The organism is Brevundimonas sp. TWP3-1-2b1 (assembly GCF_049896165.1).
Lineage (GTDB): Bacteria > Pseudomonadota > Alphaproteobacteria > Caulobacterales > Caulobacteraceae > Brevundimonas > Brevundimonas subvibrioides_B.
Genome location: NZ_JAFCTT010000010.1, coordinates 88,217 through 104,919 on the forward strand (window position 1 = coordinate 88,217; position 16,703 = coordinate 104,919).

The window sequence follows — 16,703 nt, forward strand, 5'->3', positions numbered from 1 at the left end:
AACCAAGCAAGTTTAGGCGACGGCTGATTCAGCCTCGCCCCGGGCCCTGAGACGACATGCAACTGACCATCGAACGTTCCGCGCTCCTGAAGGCCCTTGGCCACGTTCAGAGCGTGGTCGAGCGCCGGAACACAATTCCGATCCTGTCCAACGTCCTGCTGTCGGCGGGGCGCGACAAGCTGAGCTTCGCCGCCACCGATCTGGACATGGAGATGGTCGACGAGGCCGATGCGACCGTCCAGGTCGAGGGCCAGATCACCGCGCCGGCCCATACCCTCTACGAGATCGTCCGCAAGCTCCCGGACGGGGCCGAGGTCGCCTTGATCTACAACGGCGACGATCCGCGACTGACGGTCCAGGCGGGCCGGTCCAAATTCAATCTGCCGGTCCTGCCGGCTGGCGACTTCCCGGTCATGTCGACCGAGACCTCGGGCACACGCTTCACCCTGATGAAGGAAGATCTGGCGCGTCTGATCGACAAGACCCGCTTCGCCGTCTCGACCGAAGAGACGCGATACTATCTAAATGGCCTCTATCTGCACACGGTGTCGGAGGGCGGCATTCCGCTGCTTCGGGCCGTGGCAACCGACGGCCACCGCCTGGCCCTGGCCGAGACCCCGGCCCCTGAAGGCGCAGCCGGCGGTCCCGGCGTGATCGTGCCGCGCAAGACCATCGACCAGGTGCGCCGCCTGCTCGACGACGGCTCGGGCCCGGTCGAGATCCAGGTCTCGCCGCAGAAGATCCGTTTCGAGTTCGGCCAGGCCTCCCTGACCTCCAAGGTCATCGACGGCGCCTTCCCCGACTATATGCGCGTCATCCCCAAGGGGAACGACAAACAGGCCGACATCGACAACGCCGTCTTCGCCTCCGCCGTCGACCGGGTCGCCACCATCTCGGCCGAGAAGAGCCGCTCGGTGAAACTGGCCTTCGAGCTGGATCGCGTCACCCTGACCGTCCGCAACATGGAGGCCGGCCAGGGCGTGGAAGAGGTCGAGATCGGCTATTCCGAGGCCCCGTTCGAGATCGGCTTCAACGCCCGCTACCTGTTAGACGTCGCCGGCCAGATCACCGGCGAGAACGCCACCTTCCTGTTCGCCGATCCGGCCTCGCCGACGCTGGTGCTCGATCCGGGCGATCCTGGCGTCCAGTATGTGCTGATGCCGCTGCGGGTTTAAGCCCGAGGCGGCGGGTTCGCCCCTCGTGATCACCTCCCTCACCCTCACCGATTTCCGGTCCTACGCGTCCGCGGCCCTGCCCATTCCGGCGGGGCCGGTGGTGCTGCATGGGCCGAACGGGGCGGGGAAGACCAATCTGCTGGAGGCCTTGAGCCTGTTCACGCCGGGCAAGGGCCTGCGTGGGGCGACGGCGCAGGAGATGGGACGCCGCGAGCCGGGCGAGGCCGGCGGGCGGGCCTGGGCCGTGTCCCTGACGCTGGACGGCGCCGACGGCGACGAGGTCCGGCTCGGGACCGGGGTTCAGGTCGCCGGGGCTGGGCGCCGGATGGTGCGGATCGACGGTGAGACGGCCCAGCCCGGGCGGTTGCTGGACTATCTGCGGCCCGTCTGGGCGACGCCGGAGCAGGACCGGCTGTTCTCCGACGCGCGGGCCGAGCGGCTGAAGTTCTTCGACCGGCTGGTGTTCGCCGCCGACCCCGGCCATGCGGCGGCGGTCGCGGGATACGAGAAGGCGCTGCGCGAGCGGCTGCGGCTGTTGATCGACGGCGCCGAGGGCAGGGAAGCCGACCCGCTATGGCTCGATGCGCTCGAGGCCCGACTGGCCGAGACCGGGGCGCGGGCGGCGACGGCGCGGGCGCGGGCGCTGACGGTGCTGCAGGCGGCGATCGACGCACGCTCGGAACGGCCCTTCCCCCAGGCGGATCTGGCCCTGGTCGGGGAAACGGAGCGACTGGCCGAGGGCGGCGCTGACGCGGAGGCTCTGGCGGCTTCGATCCGCGAGGGGATGGCGCGGGCGCGGAGCCGGGACGGGGCGGCGGGCCGGTCGCTGTACGGGCCGCATCGGGCCGACCTGACCGCCCTGCACCGGGAGAAGAACCGACCCGCGGCGGAGGGGTCATCGGGCGAGCAGAAGGCCCTCGTTCTCAACCTGATCCTGGCCCAGGTCGGGCGGCTGTCGGGGGGCGAGGCCGCGCCGGTCCTGTTGCTGGATGAGGCGCCGGCGCATCTGGATTCCCATCGGCGGGCGGCCCTGTTCGACGAGATCACGGCCCTGGGCCTGCAGGCCTTCATGACCGGGACCGAGGCCGAGCTGTTCGAACCGCTGGTCGGGCGGGCGACCTTCGTGCGGGTCGAGGGCGGGGCGCTGACGCCGGGATGACGCGTCCGTTTCGTCCGTCGAAAACAGGGTGACGAAACGGACAAGACGGACGAACGCCGCCGTATCCAGGATTTCAAAGACCTGTCTGGGAGGTGGGAGCGGTCACGGTTAAGATCAAGGGTAAGGGAAGAATATTTTCCTTTTTCGCTGCTTTCTTTCGTCATCCCCCGGTCTGCACCGCAAGGGCGGCTTGCCGGAGGATGACGAAAGGAAGGAAGCGAGGGTGAGGCTATGCCGTCGCCGGGTTCGCTTCCCCTGCGAGGCGCGGGTTGGGCGGCTTGCCCCCGAGCCTGTCCATGACCATGAAAACCAGGGGGTTGAGCGAGATCGACAGCAGGGCGGCGGCCAGGATGAGGTCGTGGGTCTCCTGTCGCAACGCCCCCAGCGACACTCCGGCCGCGGCCAGGATGAAGGAGAATTCCCCGACCTGGGCCAGGCTGGCGCTGACGGTCAGGCCGGTGGCCCGGTCCAGGCCGAAACTGTGGGTGATGGCCAGGGCGGCGAGGGTCTTGCCGACGATGACGATGCCCAGGACGCCCAGCACCGACAGGGGGCGCTCGACGAGGATCATCGGGTCGAACAGCATGCCGACCGAGACGAAGAACAGGACTGCGAAGGCGTCGCGCAACGGCAGGGATCGCTCCGCCGCGTTGTGGCCCAGTGGCGTGCCGTTCAACACCAGACCGGCCAGGAAGGCGCCGAGCGCGAAGGAATGGAACAGATAGTAGGCGATCCAGGCGATGCCGAGGGCGATGGCCAGGACGCCGAGGGTGAACAGTTCGCGCGACCGGGTGTGGGCGATCCGCACCAGGATCCAGGGCAGGACCTTGCCGCCGACCAATAGCATGGCGACCACGAATCCTGTGACCTTCAGCAGGGTCCAGCTGACATTCAGGGCCAGGGCGGCCGGATCGACGACCTGCCCTTTGGTCAGGATGATCATCGGCAACATGACCAGGGCGATGACGATGACCAGGTCTTCGACGATCAGCCAGCCGACCGCGATGCGCCCGACCTCGCCCTTGTTCTGGCAGCGCTCCTCCAGCGCCCGCATCAGGACGACGGTGGAGGCGACCGACAGGGCGAACCCCATGAGCAATCCCTCCATGTCCGACATGCCCATGGCGAACCGGCCCAGCGCCCAGCCGAGCGCCGTCGCGGAGGCGATCTGCACCAGGGCCCCCGGAATGGCGACCTTTCTGACCTTCATCAGGTCCGCAGGCGAGAAATGCAGGCCCACGCCGAACATCAGCAGGATGACGCCGATCTCCGCCAGCTGGGGCGCAAGGGTGGTGTCGGCGACGAACCCGGCGGTGTGCGGACCGACAGCGATGCCCGCAACCAGATAACCGACGAGAGGCGACAGCTTCAGCCGATTGGCCAGCATTCCGAACACAAAGGCCAGTACGAAGCCCCCGACCAGGGTGGAAATCAGGCTGTCGGCATGCGGCATCGGCGCTCCCGGATAGGGCTGGTGTCTCTCTCGATGGGTGAGCGCCAGATATTGGGTCTCAACCGGCGAGGGACAAGGCCGCAAAACGTCCTGATCGCTCGCTTTTCGCCTGCGAATTCCTATATAAACGTCGCACCCGGGCGGCCTGAATCGGTCGCCAGGCAAATGCCATTTCTCAGCGGGTTGGACGGCGCAGGGCGCGGTCCGCGACGCCCGCGTCTCCGGACGATTGAATGACCGACGAACCCCTGAGCGCACGCACCGAAGACACGGCCGAAGAGGCCGCCTATGGCGCGGAATCCATCAAGGTTCTCAAGGGCCTGGACGCGGTGCGCAAACGCCCCGGAATGTATATCGGCGATACTGACGACGGGTCCGGCCTGCACCACATGGTGTACGAGGTCGTCGACAACGCCATCGACGAGGCCCTGGCCGGTCACGCCGATCTCGTCGAGGTGATCTTGAACGCCGATGGCTCGGTCACGGTGACAGACAACGGGCGCGGCATCCCGGTCGATATCCACGCCGGGGAAGGCGTGTCGGCCGCAGAGGTCATCATGACCCAGCTGCACGCGGGCGGGAAGTTCGACCAGAATTCCTACAAGGTCTCCGGCGGTCTGCACGGCGTGGGCGTGTCGGTGGTCAACGCCCTGTCGGACTGGCTGAAGCTGGTCATCTTCCGGAACGGCCAGCGCCACGAGATGAAGTTCGAGCGCGGCGACACAGTCGAGAGCCTGCGGGTGACGGGCGAGGCCCCGATGCGCGAGAACGGCAGGGTTCTGAGCGGCACCCAGGTGACCTTCTATCCCTCGATCACGACCTTCGCCCACATCGACTTCGACCTGAAGACGCTGGAGCACCGTCTGCGGGAGCTGGCCTTCCTGAACTCGGGCGTGGTCATCAAGCTGCAAGACCATCGCTATGCCGAAGCCGTCAATATCCTGCTGCATTACGAGGGTGGCGTGGAGGCCTTCGTGCGCCACCTGGACAAGTCCAAGACCCCGATCCTGAAGGACGTCATCGTCATTCGCGGCAAGAAGGACAATATCGAGATCGACCTGGCCCTGTGGTGGAACGACTCCTACCACGAGACCATGCTGTGCTTCACCAACAACATCCCGCAGCGGGATGGCGGCACCCACCTCTCGGCCTTCCGCGCCAGCCTGACCCGCGTCATGGGCGCCTATATCGAGAGCTCCGGCGCCGGCAAGAAGGAGAAGGTCTCCGTCACCGGCGAGGACGCGCGCGAAGGTCTGACCTGCGTCCTGTCGGTCAAGGTGCCGGATCCCAAATTCAGTTCCCAGACCAAGGACAAGCTGGTCTCGTCCGAGGTGCGGCCGGCGGTCGAGGGGCTCTGCTCCGAAGGGCTGGCGCAATGGTTCGAGGAACATCCGCTGGAGGCCAAACAGGTCGTCGGCAAGATCATCGAGGCGGCCTCGGCGCGTGAGGCGGCCCGCAAGGCGCGCGACCTGACCAGGCGCAAGTCGGCGCTGGAAATCTCCAGCCTGCCCGGCAAGCTGGCCGACTGTCAGGAACGCGATCCGGCCAAGTCCGAACTGTTCATCGTCGAGGGCGACAGCGCCGGCGGCTCGGCCAAACAGGCCCGCAACCGCGAGAACCAGGCCGTCCTGCCCCTGCGTGGCAAGATCCTCAACGTCGAGCGCGCCCGGTTCGACCGGATGCTGTCGTCCGAACTGATCGGAACCCTGATCCTGGCGCTCGGCACCGGCATCGGGCGTGACGACTTCAACGCCGACAAGCTGCGCTACCACAAGATCATCCTGATGGCCGACGCCGACGTCGACGGCGCCCACATCCGGACCCTGCTCCTGACCTTCTTCTATCGCCAGATGCCGGAGCTGATCACCCGCGGCCACGTCTATATCGCCCAGCCGCCGCTCTACAAAGTCGCCAAGGGCAAGCAGAGCCGGTACCTCAAGGACCAGTCCGAGATGGACTCCTACCTGATCGAGGAAGGGTCGTCGGAGGCCGAGCTTGACCTGTCGAACGGCGAACGCCGGATGGGTCTCGATCTGCAGTCCCTGGTGCGTGACGCCAAGGCCTATAGCGCCAGCGTCGACCGTTTGAGCCAGCGCGCACCGGCCTTCGCCATCGAACAGGCGGCCCTGGCCGGTCTGTTCGCCGATGAGGCCGACATGGCCGGGGTGTCCGCCGCTGCGGCCGCGCGGCTGAACCTCTATGCCGAGGAAGGCGACGGGGCGTGGACGGGCGAGCCCGGAGAGCAGGGCGCGGTGGTCTTCACCCGATCACGCCGTGCGGTGCAGGAAACGATCGTGCTGGAAGAGGCGCTGATCCGCTCGCTGGACGCGCGTCGCCTGGCCGAACGGGCGAGTGCGTTCGAGGGCGTGTTCGCGGCGCCCGCCACCTATCGCCGCAAGGACAAGTCGACGACGATCCGGGGTCCGCTCGACCTGCTCAACGCCGTGCTCGACGCCGGCAAGAAGGGCCTGTCGATCCAGCGCTACAAGGGTCTGGGCGAGATGAACCCGGAACAGCTGTGGGAGACGACGCTGGACGTCAATGCCCGCACCCTGCTGCGCGTCCAGGTCGACCACGCTGATGACGCCGACGACCTGTTCGCCAAGCTGATGGGCGACGTGGTCGAGCCACGCCGCGAGTTCATCCAGGAAAACGCCCTGGACGCGGCGGTGGACGTCTGACGGCGACGTCCAGGATCGGCCTCAGGGCCGGCCCGCGTCGACATAGGCCTTCACGCTCGCATAGGACGGCGGCGAGGGGCGCATGTCCTCGCAGCTGATCTCGCGGATGGCGTCATCGAAGCTGTCGGGGGCGATCGATTCCCACGGCTCCTCGGTGTCGTAGGGTTCCTCGGGCACGCCATCCGCGAAGGCGTCGCTCGAGGTGGCGACATGCGACTGACGGCCGCTGCAGCGGATGCCGAACTGGTCGACCGTATGGGAATAGTCGCCGGCGGTCGTGTCCATCGGCACGCGGGCGACCATGACCGTCAGCTCGTCGCCGGTCCGGACGACGCTGTTCACATCGATCAGATAGTGTTTCGCCTCGGCGCGAGAGAAGGCCCACCACTCGGGCCCGGTGGCTTCCTGAACCGGCGCGGGGGCGCCGCCCAGCACCTCTTCCTGAGGCGGCGCCGTCTGGGCCTGCGCCGCAGCGGCCCCGAAAATTACCATGGCGGTCGCGATCGCGTATTTCCGGATAGTCATAGTCGCCTCCCCAGACGGACACTTGTCTGCCATATTTCGCGCCGTTGCGAAGCGAAGATCAAGGGTCGACCGGTCAACCCTTTGCCCACTTCCCCGTTCAGGGTCCTGACATGTTGCGCGCCCTGATCATCTCACTCGCCATGTTCCTCCTCCCGGCTGTCGCCCAGGCGCAGTCGAGCGGGTCGTTCCGATCCGACCGGCTGGTCGTCACGGTCCGGGGCGAGGGGCCCGACGTGATCCTGATCCCCGGCCTGGCCTCGACCAGTGACGTCTGGGCGCGGACGGCGAACCGGCTCGATGATCGTTACAGGGTGCACCTCGTGTCGATCCGGGGCTTCGGCAACGTCCCGGCCGGGGCGAACGTGGACGGGGCGCTGGTGGCGCCGGTGGCGGCGGAGCTGCGGCGCTACATCGCCTCACAGGGCCTGCGACGCCCTGCGGTCATCGGTCATTCGATGGGCGGGCTGGTGGCGCTCAGGGCCGCCGCCGACGCCGGGCGGGACCGCCGTGGGCCCCAGGTCGGCCGGGTCATGGTGGTGGACGCCACCCCCTTCTTCCCCTCCCTGATCAGTCCGGGCGCGACCGTCGGAGATGTCGAACCCCTGGCCCAGATCGCCTATCAGGCCCTGCTGTTTCTCGGCGACGAGGCCTTGCGGACGCAGGGAACACTGCTGGGCGAACAGCTCGGCGGTGCGGCCGACAGCGTGTTCGGGACGCTCGGCTGGCAGGGCGGCGACCGTCAGGTTCTGGCCCAGGGCCTCTACGAGGTCATGACCACGGACCTGCGCAGTCGTTTGCCGGACATCGCGGCGCCGGTGACCGTCGTCTATGGCTGGAGCGCAGACGGGAACTCGCCGCGCGCCCATCTGGATGCCCTGTTCGCCGCCGGCTACCGCAACCTGCGAGCGCCCGCCCGGTTCGAACGGATCGAGGGCGCCGAACACATGGTCATGATCGACCAGCCGACGCGGTTCCTGGCGGCGGTGACGCGGTTTCTAGGCTAGCCACTCCGCCGTCGTCTCGCGGGCCAGCATCTCCTCATACGACGGCCGCGCCCGGACCACCGCCCAGCGGTCGCCGTCGACCAGCACCTCGGGCACGAGCGGGCGGGAGTTGTATTCGCTCGACATCACTGCCCCATAGGCGCCGGCGCCGGTGAAGACGACGAGGTCGCCGGCCTGCAGCGGGGCGAGCGAGCGGCCGCGCGCGAAGGTGTCGCCGGTCTCGCAGACGGGACCGACGATGTCATAGACGACTTCGGCGCCCTCGCGCGGGACCACGGGCTTCACCTCGTGGAAGGCGTCGTACATGGCCGGGCGCATCAGGTCGTTCATGGCCGCGTCCAGCACCAGGAATTTTCGGCCGTCTGCCCGTTCGGTGACCTGGATGACCCGGGTCAGCAGGACCCCGGCATTGGCGGCCAGCAGGCGGCCTGGCTCGAACGCCGCCTCGACGTTCAGGCCGTCCAGCACTCGGGCGACCATGGCGGCGTAGTCGACGGGCGAGGCCGTCTTCGCTCCGCCGGTGTAGGGCACGCCCAGGCCGCCGCCGAGGTCGATGCGGGTCACCGGCAGCCCCTGCTGACGCAGGGTCTCGGTCAGTTTGCGCAACAGGCTGAAGGCGGCCTCCAGCGGCGCCAGGTCGGTGATCTGGCTGCCGATATGGCAGGCCAGCGCCACCGGGTTCAGGTGCGGGCTGGCGGCGGCGCGGGCGTAGAGAGCCATCGCCTCGTCGGCCGGGACGCCGAACTTGTCGCCCTCTCCGCCCGTGGTGATCTTGGCATGACCACCGGCGCCGATCTTCGGGTTCACCCGGATGGCGACGTCGGGCTTGGCGCCCTTGTCCGCTGCGATCGCGATCAGCCGGTCGAGCTCGGGCACGCTCTCGACATTGATCTGGCGCACCCCGACCTCGAGGGCGAAGGCCAGTTCGTCGTCGGTCTTGCCCACGCCCGAGAAGATGATGCGGTCGCCCGGGATGCCCGCCTTGAGCGCGCGCCGGATCTCGCCCTCCGACACCGTGTCGGCGCCGCAGCCGAGACGGGCCAGGGTCGCCAGCACCGACAGGTTGGAATTCGACTTGACCGCGAAGGCGATCAGACTGTCGCCCAGCACCGACCGATGGGCGTCCAGCGCCTCGCGCAGCACCCGGTAATGCCGCGTCAGGGTGGCGCTCGAATAGACGTAGACCGGCGTGCCGACGGTCTCGGCGAGCGTGGTCAGCGCGACCTGTTCGGCGTGCAGTTCGCCACTGACGAGATCAAAGTGATCCAAAAGGCCTATCCAGAAAATCCTCCCCCGTCGGGGGAGGTGGCGCGCCGCGCCTTCGCGACGGGACGGAGGGGGCTCACCGCGTACACCGGCGTCTCCGGCCGGCCCCCTCCGCCCCTTCGGGGTCCCCCTCCCCCGATGGGGGAGGATTGAAAACTATTGAGGCTCGCGACCGGCGGCGGTGCCGCCGATGGGGTTTGAGGGGCCGCCGTCGATCGGCATCTGGCTGGAGGGACGGTTGATCGTCGCCGGGTCGGGCAGGGCCGGGGCGCGGGCGTCGCGCGGCGCGCGCTCGGTCTCGCGCGGGGCCGGACTCTCCAGGTCGGCCATCCGGCCGCAGCCGGCGGCGACGACAGCGAGAATGGCGAGGGCGCCGAGGGTGAGGACCTTGGTCATGAGAGGCGGACTTTCCAATCGGCGATGCGCGCGCGGACCTGTTCCGGCGCGGTTCCCCCGAAACTCTGGCGGCTGGCGCAGGAAGCCTCAGGCGTGAGCACCTTGTAAACGGCCTCCGTCACTCCGGGATGCAGGCTCTGCAATTCGGCGAGCGGCAGTTGCGCCAGACCCACGCCCAGCTGCTCCGCCCGCTTCACGGCGGCTCCCGTCACATGGTGCGCCTGGCGGAACGGCAGGTCGGCCTCGCGCACGAGCCAGTCGGCCAGGTCGGTCGCCGTGGAGAAGCCCCAGCCGGCGGCCTCGGCCATCCGTTCCGTATTCGGACGGAAGGCGCTGACCATCGCCGTCATGGCGGTCAGGGCCAGGTCCAGGGCGTCCATGGCCTCGAACACCGGCGGCTTGTCCTCCTGCATGTCCTTGGAATAGGCGAGCGGCAGGCCCTTCATGACGGTCGACAGGGCCACGAACGAGCCCATGATCCGGCCGGTCTTGGCCCGGACCAGTTCGGCGGCGTCGGGGTTGCGCTTCTGCGGCATGATCGACGAGCCGGTGGTCAGGTCGTCGGGCAGGGAGACGAAACCGAACATCGGCGTCATCCAGATCACGATCTCCTCGGCCAGACGCGACAGGTGGCCGGCGGTGATCGAGGCGGCGGCCAGGGTCTCCAGCGCGAAATCACGATCCGACACGGCGTCCAGCGAATTGCCCATCGGCCGGTCGAAGCCGAGCGCGGCCGCCGTCGCATGGCGGTCGATGGGGAAGGGCGAGCCGGCCAGGGCGGCGGCGCCGAGCGGGCTCTCGTTCATGCGGGTTCGGGCGTCGGAGAACCGGCCCGCGTCGCGACCGGCCATCTCGACATAGGCCATGAGGTGGTGGCCGAGCGTCACCGGCTGTGCCGTCTGCAGATGGGTGAAGCCGGGCATCAGGTCGCCGGCATGCTGTTCGGCGCGGGCCAGCAGGGCGCGCTGCAGGGCCTGCAGCTGTTCCACCGACCGGTCGCAGGCGTCCCGAACCCACAGGCGGAAGTCGACGGCGACCTGGTCGTTGCGGCTGCGGGCCGTGTGCAGACGGCCCGACGGCTCGCCGATCAGCTCCGACAGCCGGGCCTCCACGTTCAGGTGGATGTCCTCGTATTCGTCGCGGAAGGGGAAGGTCCCGGCCTCGATCTCGGCCTGGATCGTGTCGAGCCCGCCGAGGATGGCCGCGCCGTCCTGCGCGGTCACGATGCCCTGGTCGATCAGCATGCGGCAATGCGCCCGCGAGCCGCGCAGATCCTGTGCCCACAGGCGTTGGTCGACGCCGATGGAGACGTTGATCGCCTGCATGATGTCGGCGGGCTTGGCGGAAAAGCGTCCGCCCCATAGGGTCTGCCCGGCCGGGGCCGTAGTGTGGGCCGGGTCTTTGGAGTTGGGCATGAGCGGCTCGAAAAGGGGCGTCTGGATCGTGGGAGCGTCGGCGCTGGCAGTCGTCGCCGGCGGAGCGGTCGGCACCCTATACGCCATGCACGCCGGTCCTTTCAAAGCCGAGGCGCCCGCGGTGGCCGAAAAGAGCGAACTGGCCCGGTTCGCGGTCGGCTCGCTGGCCGCCCTGGACACGCCCGCCGCCCTGGAGGCTGCGCCCGACTATGTCTTCAAGACCCGCAACGGCGCCGACGTCCGTTTTGCCGACTTCCGGGGCAAGGTGGTTCTGGTCAATCTGTGGGCCATGTGGTGCGCCCCGTGCCGCACCGAGATGCCGACGATCGCGGCCCTGGCCTCGGCCTATCCGGACGGCGATCTGGTGGTTCTGCCGATCAATGTCGACACGGGCGCGGACCCGGTGGCCGACGCGAAGAGCTTTATCGACGTGCACGAGCCGCTGCCCTTCTACGGCGATCCGAAATTCCAGTTGCCGTTCGAGTTTCCGGGCAAGGGCAAGATGCCCCAGACGATCCTGCTGGACCGTCAGGGGCGGATCCGGGCCGCCTTCGCCGGCGAGGCCGACTGGAACAGCCCCGAGGCGAAGGCCTTGATCGACGCGGTGCTGGCGGAGCCGCTGTCTTCCTAGGTCTCTGTCGCTCGCTGCGGGACGGCTACTGCGCCGGGGCCGGCACCCGCTGATCCGTCGTCGGGTTGACTGCGCCCGGGCGGCCATCGGCGGCGGCCTCGGCCTGATTGGCTTCCAGACGATCGGCGACATTGCCGGCGCCGGTCTCCACGGCCTGGGCCGCCTTCATCGCGCCGGACTCGATCACTTCACCGGCCTGGGCGGCGGCGACGCCAGCCCTGTCGGCGGCCTCCGAGGCCGTGACCCCGGCGTTGTCGGCGGCGACCTCCGCCTTGGCCTCGGTGTTCTCCTGTTCAGCCTCGGTGCAGGCGACGACGCCCAGCGACAGGGCGGCAATGGCGGAGACAGCCAGAAGCGACGGAATGCGAATGGTCATAGGGGAGCCCTCGGACAGCGTTGAACCTTTGCCGTCAACGCCGGTCGCCATGATCGGTTGCGGCGATGGCGCGGCGAAGCACCAGAGGCGCGGTTACGGCCAACTGAACCGAGGCCGGCGTTCATGTTGATTCCGGGAGCCTTGGTGATCCTCGCCATAGCCGGGCTTCTGGTCGGTCAGCCGACGGGCTGACGCTGGCGCAGGCGGCGCCAGGGGCTGCGGCTCTTCGGCGCAAGGGCAGACGCCGGGCTTGGCCGCCTGGCGCTCCCGTCCCGCAGGCAGGGGCTTTGAGGGGGAATCCACTGCAGATAGTCAAAATCCTGACGAAACCTGATAGCGGCGCCTAAACCTTTCAACGAAGTATGATTTTCGACATTGTGGGAACACAATTTCGACCTGATCTGCCGCTGTGGCCGAACACGGAAAGATGGATCCTGCATGATCAATCCTGTACGAGCGGAACTGCTGGAATGGATCCAGGCCAGTATCGGCTGGGCCGTGCTGGCGACCCGCGCCGCCAGGTCGGTCGCGCCGTCTGCTGCGATCGCGAACACCCCTGCCGCCCGGAGTCCGGCGCAGACAATGCGCCTTCGCGCGACGATCACGATCAACATCGACGCCCATGACGCCGAAGACGCAGGGCGCCAGTCGGAGGCCGTTCGCGGCCAGTTCGAGATGGTGAAGCGCGTCCACCCGACCGCCGCCCTCGTCTTCCAGCGCCGGAAACCCCGCGCCGGTCGCCGCGCCACGGCGCCGGCTCTGGTGGTTTCGCCCTATGCCGATGACTGAGACCGGCGGCCGGCGAAGAAACACGCTGCTGGCCGGACTGGTCTTGCTGAAGAAACTGGCGCCCGACATCACTCAGTCGGAGATTCTGGCCTTCCTCTATGTGGCCGAGAATCCAGGGGTACGGGTCAAGGAACTGGCCGCCCTGATGGAGACGACCGAGGCGACGGCGTCCCGCGCGTCGCGGTCCTTGCTGGACGCGGGCGAACCGGGCGCTCGGGCGCCGGGTCGCGGCTGGCTGCTGATGGCGTCGAACGGGCGCGAGGCGGTGTCGCGCCACCTCTATCTGACCGAGGCCGGCGTCGAGCTGGTCCAGCGCCTGGATGCCCTGATCGAAAGCGCCAGGCTCATCGGCGTCCGGGCGGCGCCCGCCGAGCTCAGGGTCCGCAGATAGGGGAAATGCGCTGGTGGCTGGAGGCGGGATCGAACCGCCGACCTGTGGGTTATGAATCCACCGCTCTAACCATCTGAGCTACCCAGCCCAGCGCATCGGTCGTCTTCAGGCCGGTGCCGGATGACGCGAGAGGCGTGCGTATATCGTCGCGGCCCCTCGGGTTCAAGTGAGTTGAACAGCCGGTTTGTTCTGCGACTTGCTGTCACGTGGAAGCCGGGGCAGGAACGGCGGAGCTTGTGCGCCGTTTCAGGGCGGTCGCGGCCCTGTCAGACCCGGAGTTCCCATGCGCCCGATCGTCCTCGCTGCCGCCTCATCCTTACTCATGCTGGGCGCCGCCTGCGGGGCCAACGGCCAGACTGGACAGGCCGCCGCGCCCGGAGCGCCCGTCGAGACCCGCCCAGCCAACGGCGCCGACCAGACCCCCGCCTTCGCCGGCCAGACCCGCGCGCCGGGCGTCCAGACGCAAGGGACGCTGAGGCACGCCGTGGTGGCGTCTGGCCTCGTGCATCCCTGGGGCATGGCCCTGCTGCCCGACGGAGACTGGCTGGTGACCGAGCGTCCGGGCCGCCTGCGGATCGTCAGCGCCCAGGGTCAGGTCGGGGCGCCGATCACGGGTCTGCCCGCTGTCGACGCGCGCGGTCAGGGCGGGCTGCTCGACGTAATCCTGTCGCCGGGCTTCGCCACCGACCGGACGATCTTCTGGAGCTATGCCGAACCGCGCGAGGGCGGCAACGCCACCTCGGTCGCGCGCGGCGTGCTGGCGGACGACGGCGTTTCCGTCGGAAATGTTCAGGTCATCTTCCGCGCCCTGCCGACCTATGACGGGGACAAGCATTTCGGTTCCTCGCTTGCCTTCGACCCGGCGGGCCATCTCTTCATCACCCTGGGCGAGCGGTCCGACGCGCCGATGCGGCCCCAGGCCCAGCAGCTCGACAGTCATATGGGCAAGGTCATCCGCATTAATGCGGACGGGTCGGTCCCGCAGGACAATCCGTTCGTTGGTCAGGCCGGCGCCCTGCCGGAGATCTGGTCACTGGGGCACCGGAACGTGCAGGGCGTCGCGGTCCAGCCGGGCACCGGCGCGGTCTGGACCATCGAGCACGGCACGCGCGGCGGCGACGAACTGAACCGGCCGCAGGCCGGCAGGAACTATGGCTGGCCCATCATCGCCTATGGCGTCGAATACCGCGGCGCCCCGATCAACGAGGGAATCACGGCGCGGGCCGGTCTGGAGCAGCCGGTCTATTACTGGGATCCGGTGATCGCGCCGGGCGGCCAGGCCTTCTATTCCGGCGCCATGTTCCCGGGCTGGCAGGGGAACCTGCTGATCGCCGGGCTGGGCGGCAAGTCGCTGACCCGGCTGGTGCTGGACGGCGACCGCGTGGTCGGCGAGGAGCGGCTGCTGACCGGCCTCGGCGAGCGTATCCGCGACGTCGCCGTGGGGCCGGACGGCGCGGTCTGGGTCATCACCGACGAGGACGACGGCAAGCTGGTGCGGCTGGCGAACGCGAGCTGATCCCTCTCCCGCAAGGGTCCCGCAAGGGGAGAGGGAGTAGCCGTCAGCCCTTGGCCCAGACGCCGAACGGATCGGACCAGCTCAGGCCCATGGCTTCGGCGACCGCCGGATAGGTGATCTCGCCCTTGAGGACGTTGAGGCCGCGCGCCAGGTGCGGGTCCTTCTTCAGCGCTTCCAGGCCGTGGTCGGCCAGGGCCAGGCCGAACGGAAGCGTGGCGTTGTTCAGGGCTTCCGAAGAGGTGCGCGGGGCGGCGCCCGGCATGTTGGCGACGCAGTAGTGGACGACGCCGTCGACGACGTAGGTCGGATCCTCGTGGGTCGTGGCGCGGCTGGTCTCGAAGCAGCCGCCCTGGTCGATGGCGACGTCGACCAGGACCGAGCCCGGCTTCATCGACTTGAGGTGCGCCTTCTTGATCAGCTTGGGAGCCTCGGCGCCGGGGACCAGGACGGCGCCGATGACGACGTCGGCCTTGACCACCTCTTCGTCGATCGCGCCGATCGAGGAATAGCGGGTGATGACGCGGCCGTTGGTGACCTCGTCGATATAGGCCATGCGCGGGATCGAACGTTCCAGCACCACGACCTCGGCGCCCAGGCCCATGGCCATGCGCGCGGCATTCAGTCCGACGACACCGCCGCCCAGGACCAGCACGCGGGCCGGAGCCACGCCCGGCACGCCGCAGAACAGCAGGCCCATGCCGCCGTTGTGCTTGAGCAGGGTCTCGGCGGCCGAGAAGACCGCGATGCGGCCGGCGACCTCTGACATCGGCGCCAGCAGGGGCAGGCCTCCGCGCGCATCGGTGACGGTCTCATAGGCGATGGCGGCGCATTTCGAGGCCAGCAGGCCCCTGGTCTGCTCGGGGTCAGGCGCGAGATGCAGGTAGGTGTAGAGGATCTGGTCCTCGCGCAGCATCTCCCACTCGACCTTCTGCGGCTCCTTCACCTTCACGATCATGTCCGAGGTCGCGAAAATCGTGGCCGCGTCGGAGACCAGGGTCGCACCGGCCTTGACGAAGGCGTCGTCGGTGAAGCCGGCGCCGAGGCCTGCGCCCGTCTGGACCGTGACCGTATGGCCGTGGGCGATGTATTCCCGAACGGCCGTGGGGGTCAGGCCGACCCGGTGTTCGTTCTTCTTGATTTCCTTGGGAACGCCGACACGCATCAGATCTCTCCGGTTCAGACAGGCCCCGCTCCGCAACGGCCGGTGGGGCGATGGCTCCATCTTCTAGCGAGGGCCGTCGTGCAGGTTCCTGTTCTTTTTCGAGAGTGATCGACGTAAAGTCGCAGAAACTTGCGCTGGATGCTTCATGAAGACCGTTTCCGCCGTCACCCTCGATCTGACCGACAGAAAGATGCTCCGGGCGCTGCAGACGGACGGGCGGATGACCAACACCGAGCTGGCCAAAACGGTCGCCCTGTCGGAAAGCGCCTGTTTGCGCCGGCTGCGGGCTTTGGAGGGGGCGGGGGTGATCAGCCGCTACGCCGCCATCATCAATGAGCGCGCCGTGGGCCTTCCGATCAGCGTCTTCGTCACCGTGACCCTGTCGTCCCAGGCCGAGAGCGCCCTGACCGCCTTCGAGACCGCGATCACGGGCGTGCCCGAGGTGGTGGAATGCTATCTGATGACCGGGGGATCCGACTATCTGCTACGGCTGGTGGTGCGCGACGTCGACGATCTCGAGCGGGTCCATGCCAAGGCCCTGACGACCATCCCCGGGGTGACGCGGGTGTCCTCCAGCGTGGCGATGCGGACGGTGGTCAAGCGCGGGGCCCTGCCGGTTTGACCGGACTTGTGCCCCATGCTTGTCCGGTAACCTTGGCGTGTAAAATGCCCGCAGCGGCTACCATTGCTCCGGCGTCACGGCGTTTCAACACAGGCATAGATTGAATACAGGCTTGACTCGAGCCCCTCACAGCGCGCTTTAT

At 68.3% G+C, this 16,703-nt stretch carries 16 protein-coding genes and 1 tRNA gene; 9 read left to right on the top strand and 8 right to left on the bottom strand.

Features of this window, described 5'->3' with window-relative positions:
• Window positions 1–56 precede the first annotated feature (56 nt).
• Window positions 57–1,175: a DNA polymerase III subunit beta gene (dnaN, locus tag ACP7AB_RS11235; RefSeq protein WP_425991109.1), complete on the top strand. Its 1,119-nt coding sequence runs from the start codon at window positions 57–59 to the stop codon at window positions 1,173–1,175.
• A 25-nt stretch (window positions 1,176–1,200) separates the two neighbouring features.
• Window positions 1,201–2,334 (top strand): DNA replication/repair protein RecF, encoded by a 1,134-nt coding sequence (recF, locus tag ACP7AB_RS11240; RefSeq protein ID WP_425991108.1) that lies wholly within the window; start codon window positions 1,201–1,203, stop codon window positions 2,332–2,334.
• Between the two features lie 229 nt (window positions 2,335–2,563).
• Here the strand turns inward: recF and ACP7AB_RS11245 are convergent, their stop codons facing one another.
• Entirely contained in the window at window positions 2,564–3,787 is a 1,224-nt protein-coding gene (locus tag ACP7AB_RS11245) for a cation:proton antiporter (protein WP_425991107.1), read from the bottom strand.
• A 233-nt stretch (window positions 3,788–4,020) separates the two neighbouring features.
• Between ACP7AB_RS11245 and gyrB the strand changes: the two genes are divergently transcribed.
• Window positions 4,021–6,468: a DNA topoisomerase (ATP-hydrolyzing) subunit B gene (gene gyrB / locus ACP7AB_RS11250; protein WP_425991105.1), complete on the top strand. Its 2,448-nt coding sequence runs from the start codon at window positions 4,021–4,023 to the stop codon at window positions 6,466–6,468.
• A gap of 21 nt (window positions 6,469–6,489) precedes the next feature.
• Here gyrB and ACP7AB_RS11255 read toward each other — a convergent pair whose 3' ends face one another.
• Window positions 6,490–6,993: a surface-adhesin E family protein gene (locus ACP7AB_RS11255; RefSeq protein WP_425991104.1), complete on the bottom strand. Its 504-nt coding sequence runs from the start codon at window positions 6,991–6,993 to the stop codon at window positions 6,490–6,492.
• Window positions 6,994–7,103: 110 nt separating this feature from the next.
• Between ACP7AB_RS11255 and ACP7AB_RS11260 the strand changes: the two genes are divergently transcribed.
• Complete coding sequence (locus ACP7AB_RS11260) at window positions 7,104–7,997, top strand: alpha/beta fold hydrolase (RefSeq protein ID WP_425991102.1); 894 nt, start codon at window positions 7,104–7,106, stop codon at window positions 7,995–7,997.
• Here the strand turns inward: ACP7AB_RS11260 and lysA are convergent.
• The 3 genes from lysA to argH all read right to left on the bottom strand — a co-directional run bounded on the left by lysA (window position 7,989) and on the right by argH (window position 11,074).
• On the bottom strand, window positions 7,989–9,266 hold the full coding sequence (lysA, locus tag ACP7AB_RS11265; protein WP_425991101.1) for a diaminopimelate decarboxylase: 1,278 nt from the start codon (window positions 9,264–9,266) through the stop codon (window positions 7,989–7,991). The genes ACP7AB_RS11260 and lysA overlap by 9 nt on opposite strands.
• A gap of 153 nt (window positions 9,267–9,419) precedes the next feature.
• Window positions 9,420–9,659: a hypothetical protein gene (locus tag ACP7AB_RS11270; RefSeq protein ID WP_425991100.1), complete on the bottom strand. Its 240-nt coding sequence runs from the start codon at window positions 9,657–9,659 to the stop codon at window positions 9,420–9,422.
• Window positions 9,656–11,074, bottom strand: a complete 1,419-nt coding sequence (gene argH, locus ACP7AB_RS11275) for an argininosuccinate lyase (protein ID WP_425991098.1) — start codon at window positions 11,072–11,074, stop codon at window positions 9,656–9,658. Before argH ends, ACP7AB_RS11270 begins: the two co-directional genes overlap by 4 nt.
• On the opposite strand from argH, the gene ACP7AB_RS11280 reads away from it, so the two are divergent.
• A complete protein-coding gene (locus ACP7AB_RS11280) occupies window positions 11,073–11,705 on the top strand; it encodes a TlpA family protein disulfide reductase (RefSeq protein ID WP_425991097.1) in 633 nt (210 codons plus the stop codon). The genes argH and ACP7AB_RS11280 overlap by 2 nt on opposite strands.
• Window positions 11,706–11,730: 25 nt before the next feature.
• On the opposite strand, the gene ACP7AB_RS11285 is transcribed toward ACP7AB_RS11280, so the two are convergent.
• On the bottom strand, window positions 11,731–12,081 hold the full coding sequence (locus ACP7AB_RS11285) for a hypothetical protein (protein WP_425991096.1): 351 nt from the start codon (window positions 12,079–12,081) through the stop codon (window positions 11,731–11,733).
• Between the two features lie 438 nt (window positions 12,082–12,519).
• On the opposite strand from ACP7AB_RS11285, the gene ACP7AB_RS11290 reads away from it, so the two are divergent.
• Complete coding sequence (locus ACP7AB_RS11290; RefSeq protein WP_425991095.1) at window positions 12,520–12,870, top strand: hypothetical protein; 351 nt, start codon at window positions 12,520–12,522, stop codon at window positions 12,868–12,870.
• Entirely contained in the window at window positions 12,857–13,261 is a 405-nt protein-coding gene (locus tag ACP7AB_RS11295; RefSeq protein WP_425991093.1) for a MarR family transcriptional regulator, read from the top strand. Before ACP7AB_RS11290 ends, ACP7AB_RS11295 begins: the two co-directional genes overlap by 14 nt.
• 11 nt (window positions 13,262–13,272) lie before the next feature.
• On the opposite strand, the gene ACP7AB_RS11300 is transcribed toward ACP7AB_RS11295, so the two are convergent.
• A tRNA-Met gene (locus tag ACP7AB_RS11300) sits at window positions 13,273–13,349 on the bottom strand.
• 195 nt (window positions 13,350–13,544) lie between these two features.
• Here ACP7AB_RS11300 and ACP7AB_RS11305 point away from each other — a divergent pair.
• The gene (locus tag ACP7AB_RS11305) at window positions 13,545–14,777 is read left to right on the top strand and encodes a PQQ-dependent sugar dehydrogenase (protein WP_425991092.1); all 1,233 of its coding nucleotides are present in this window, start codon (window positions 13,545–13,547) and stop codon (window positions 14,775–14,777) included.
• 43 nt (window positions 14,778–14,820) lie between these two features.
• On the opposite strand, the gene ald is transcribed toward ACP7AB_RS11305, so the two are convergent.
• The gene (gene ald, locus ACP7AB_RS11310; protein ID WP_425991090.1) at window positions 14,821–15,939 is read right to left on the bottom strand and encodes an alanine dehydrogenase; all 1,119 of its coding nucleotides are present in this window, start codon (window positions 15,937–15,939) and stop codon (window positions 14,821–14,823) included.
• Window positions 15,940–16,084: 145 nt separating this feature from the next.
• On the opposite strand from ald, the gene ACP7AB_RS11315 reads away from it, so the two are divergent.
• A complete protein-coding gene (locus tag ACP7AB_RS11315) occupies window positions 16,085–16,561 on the top strand; it encodes an Lrp/AsnC family transcriptional regulator (RefSeq protein WP_425991088.1) in 477 nt (158 codons plus the stop codon).
• Window positions 16,562–16,703 lie beyond the last annotated feature (142 nt).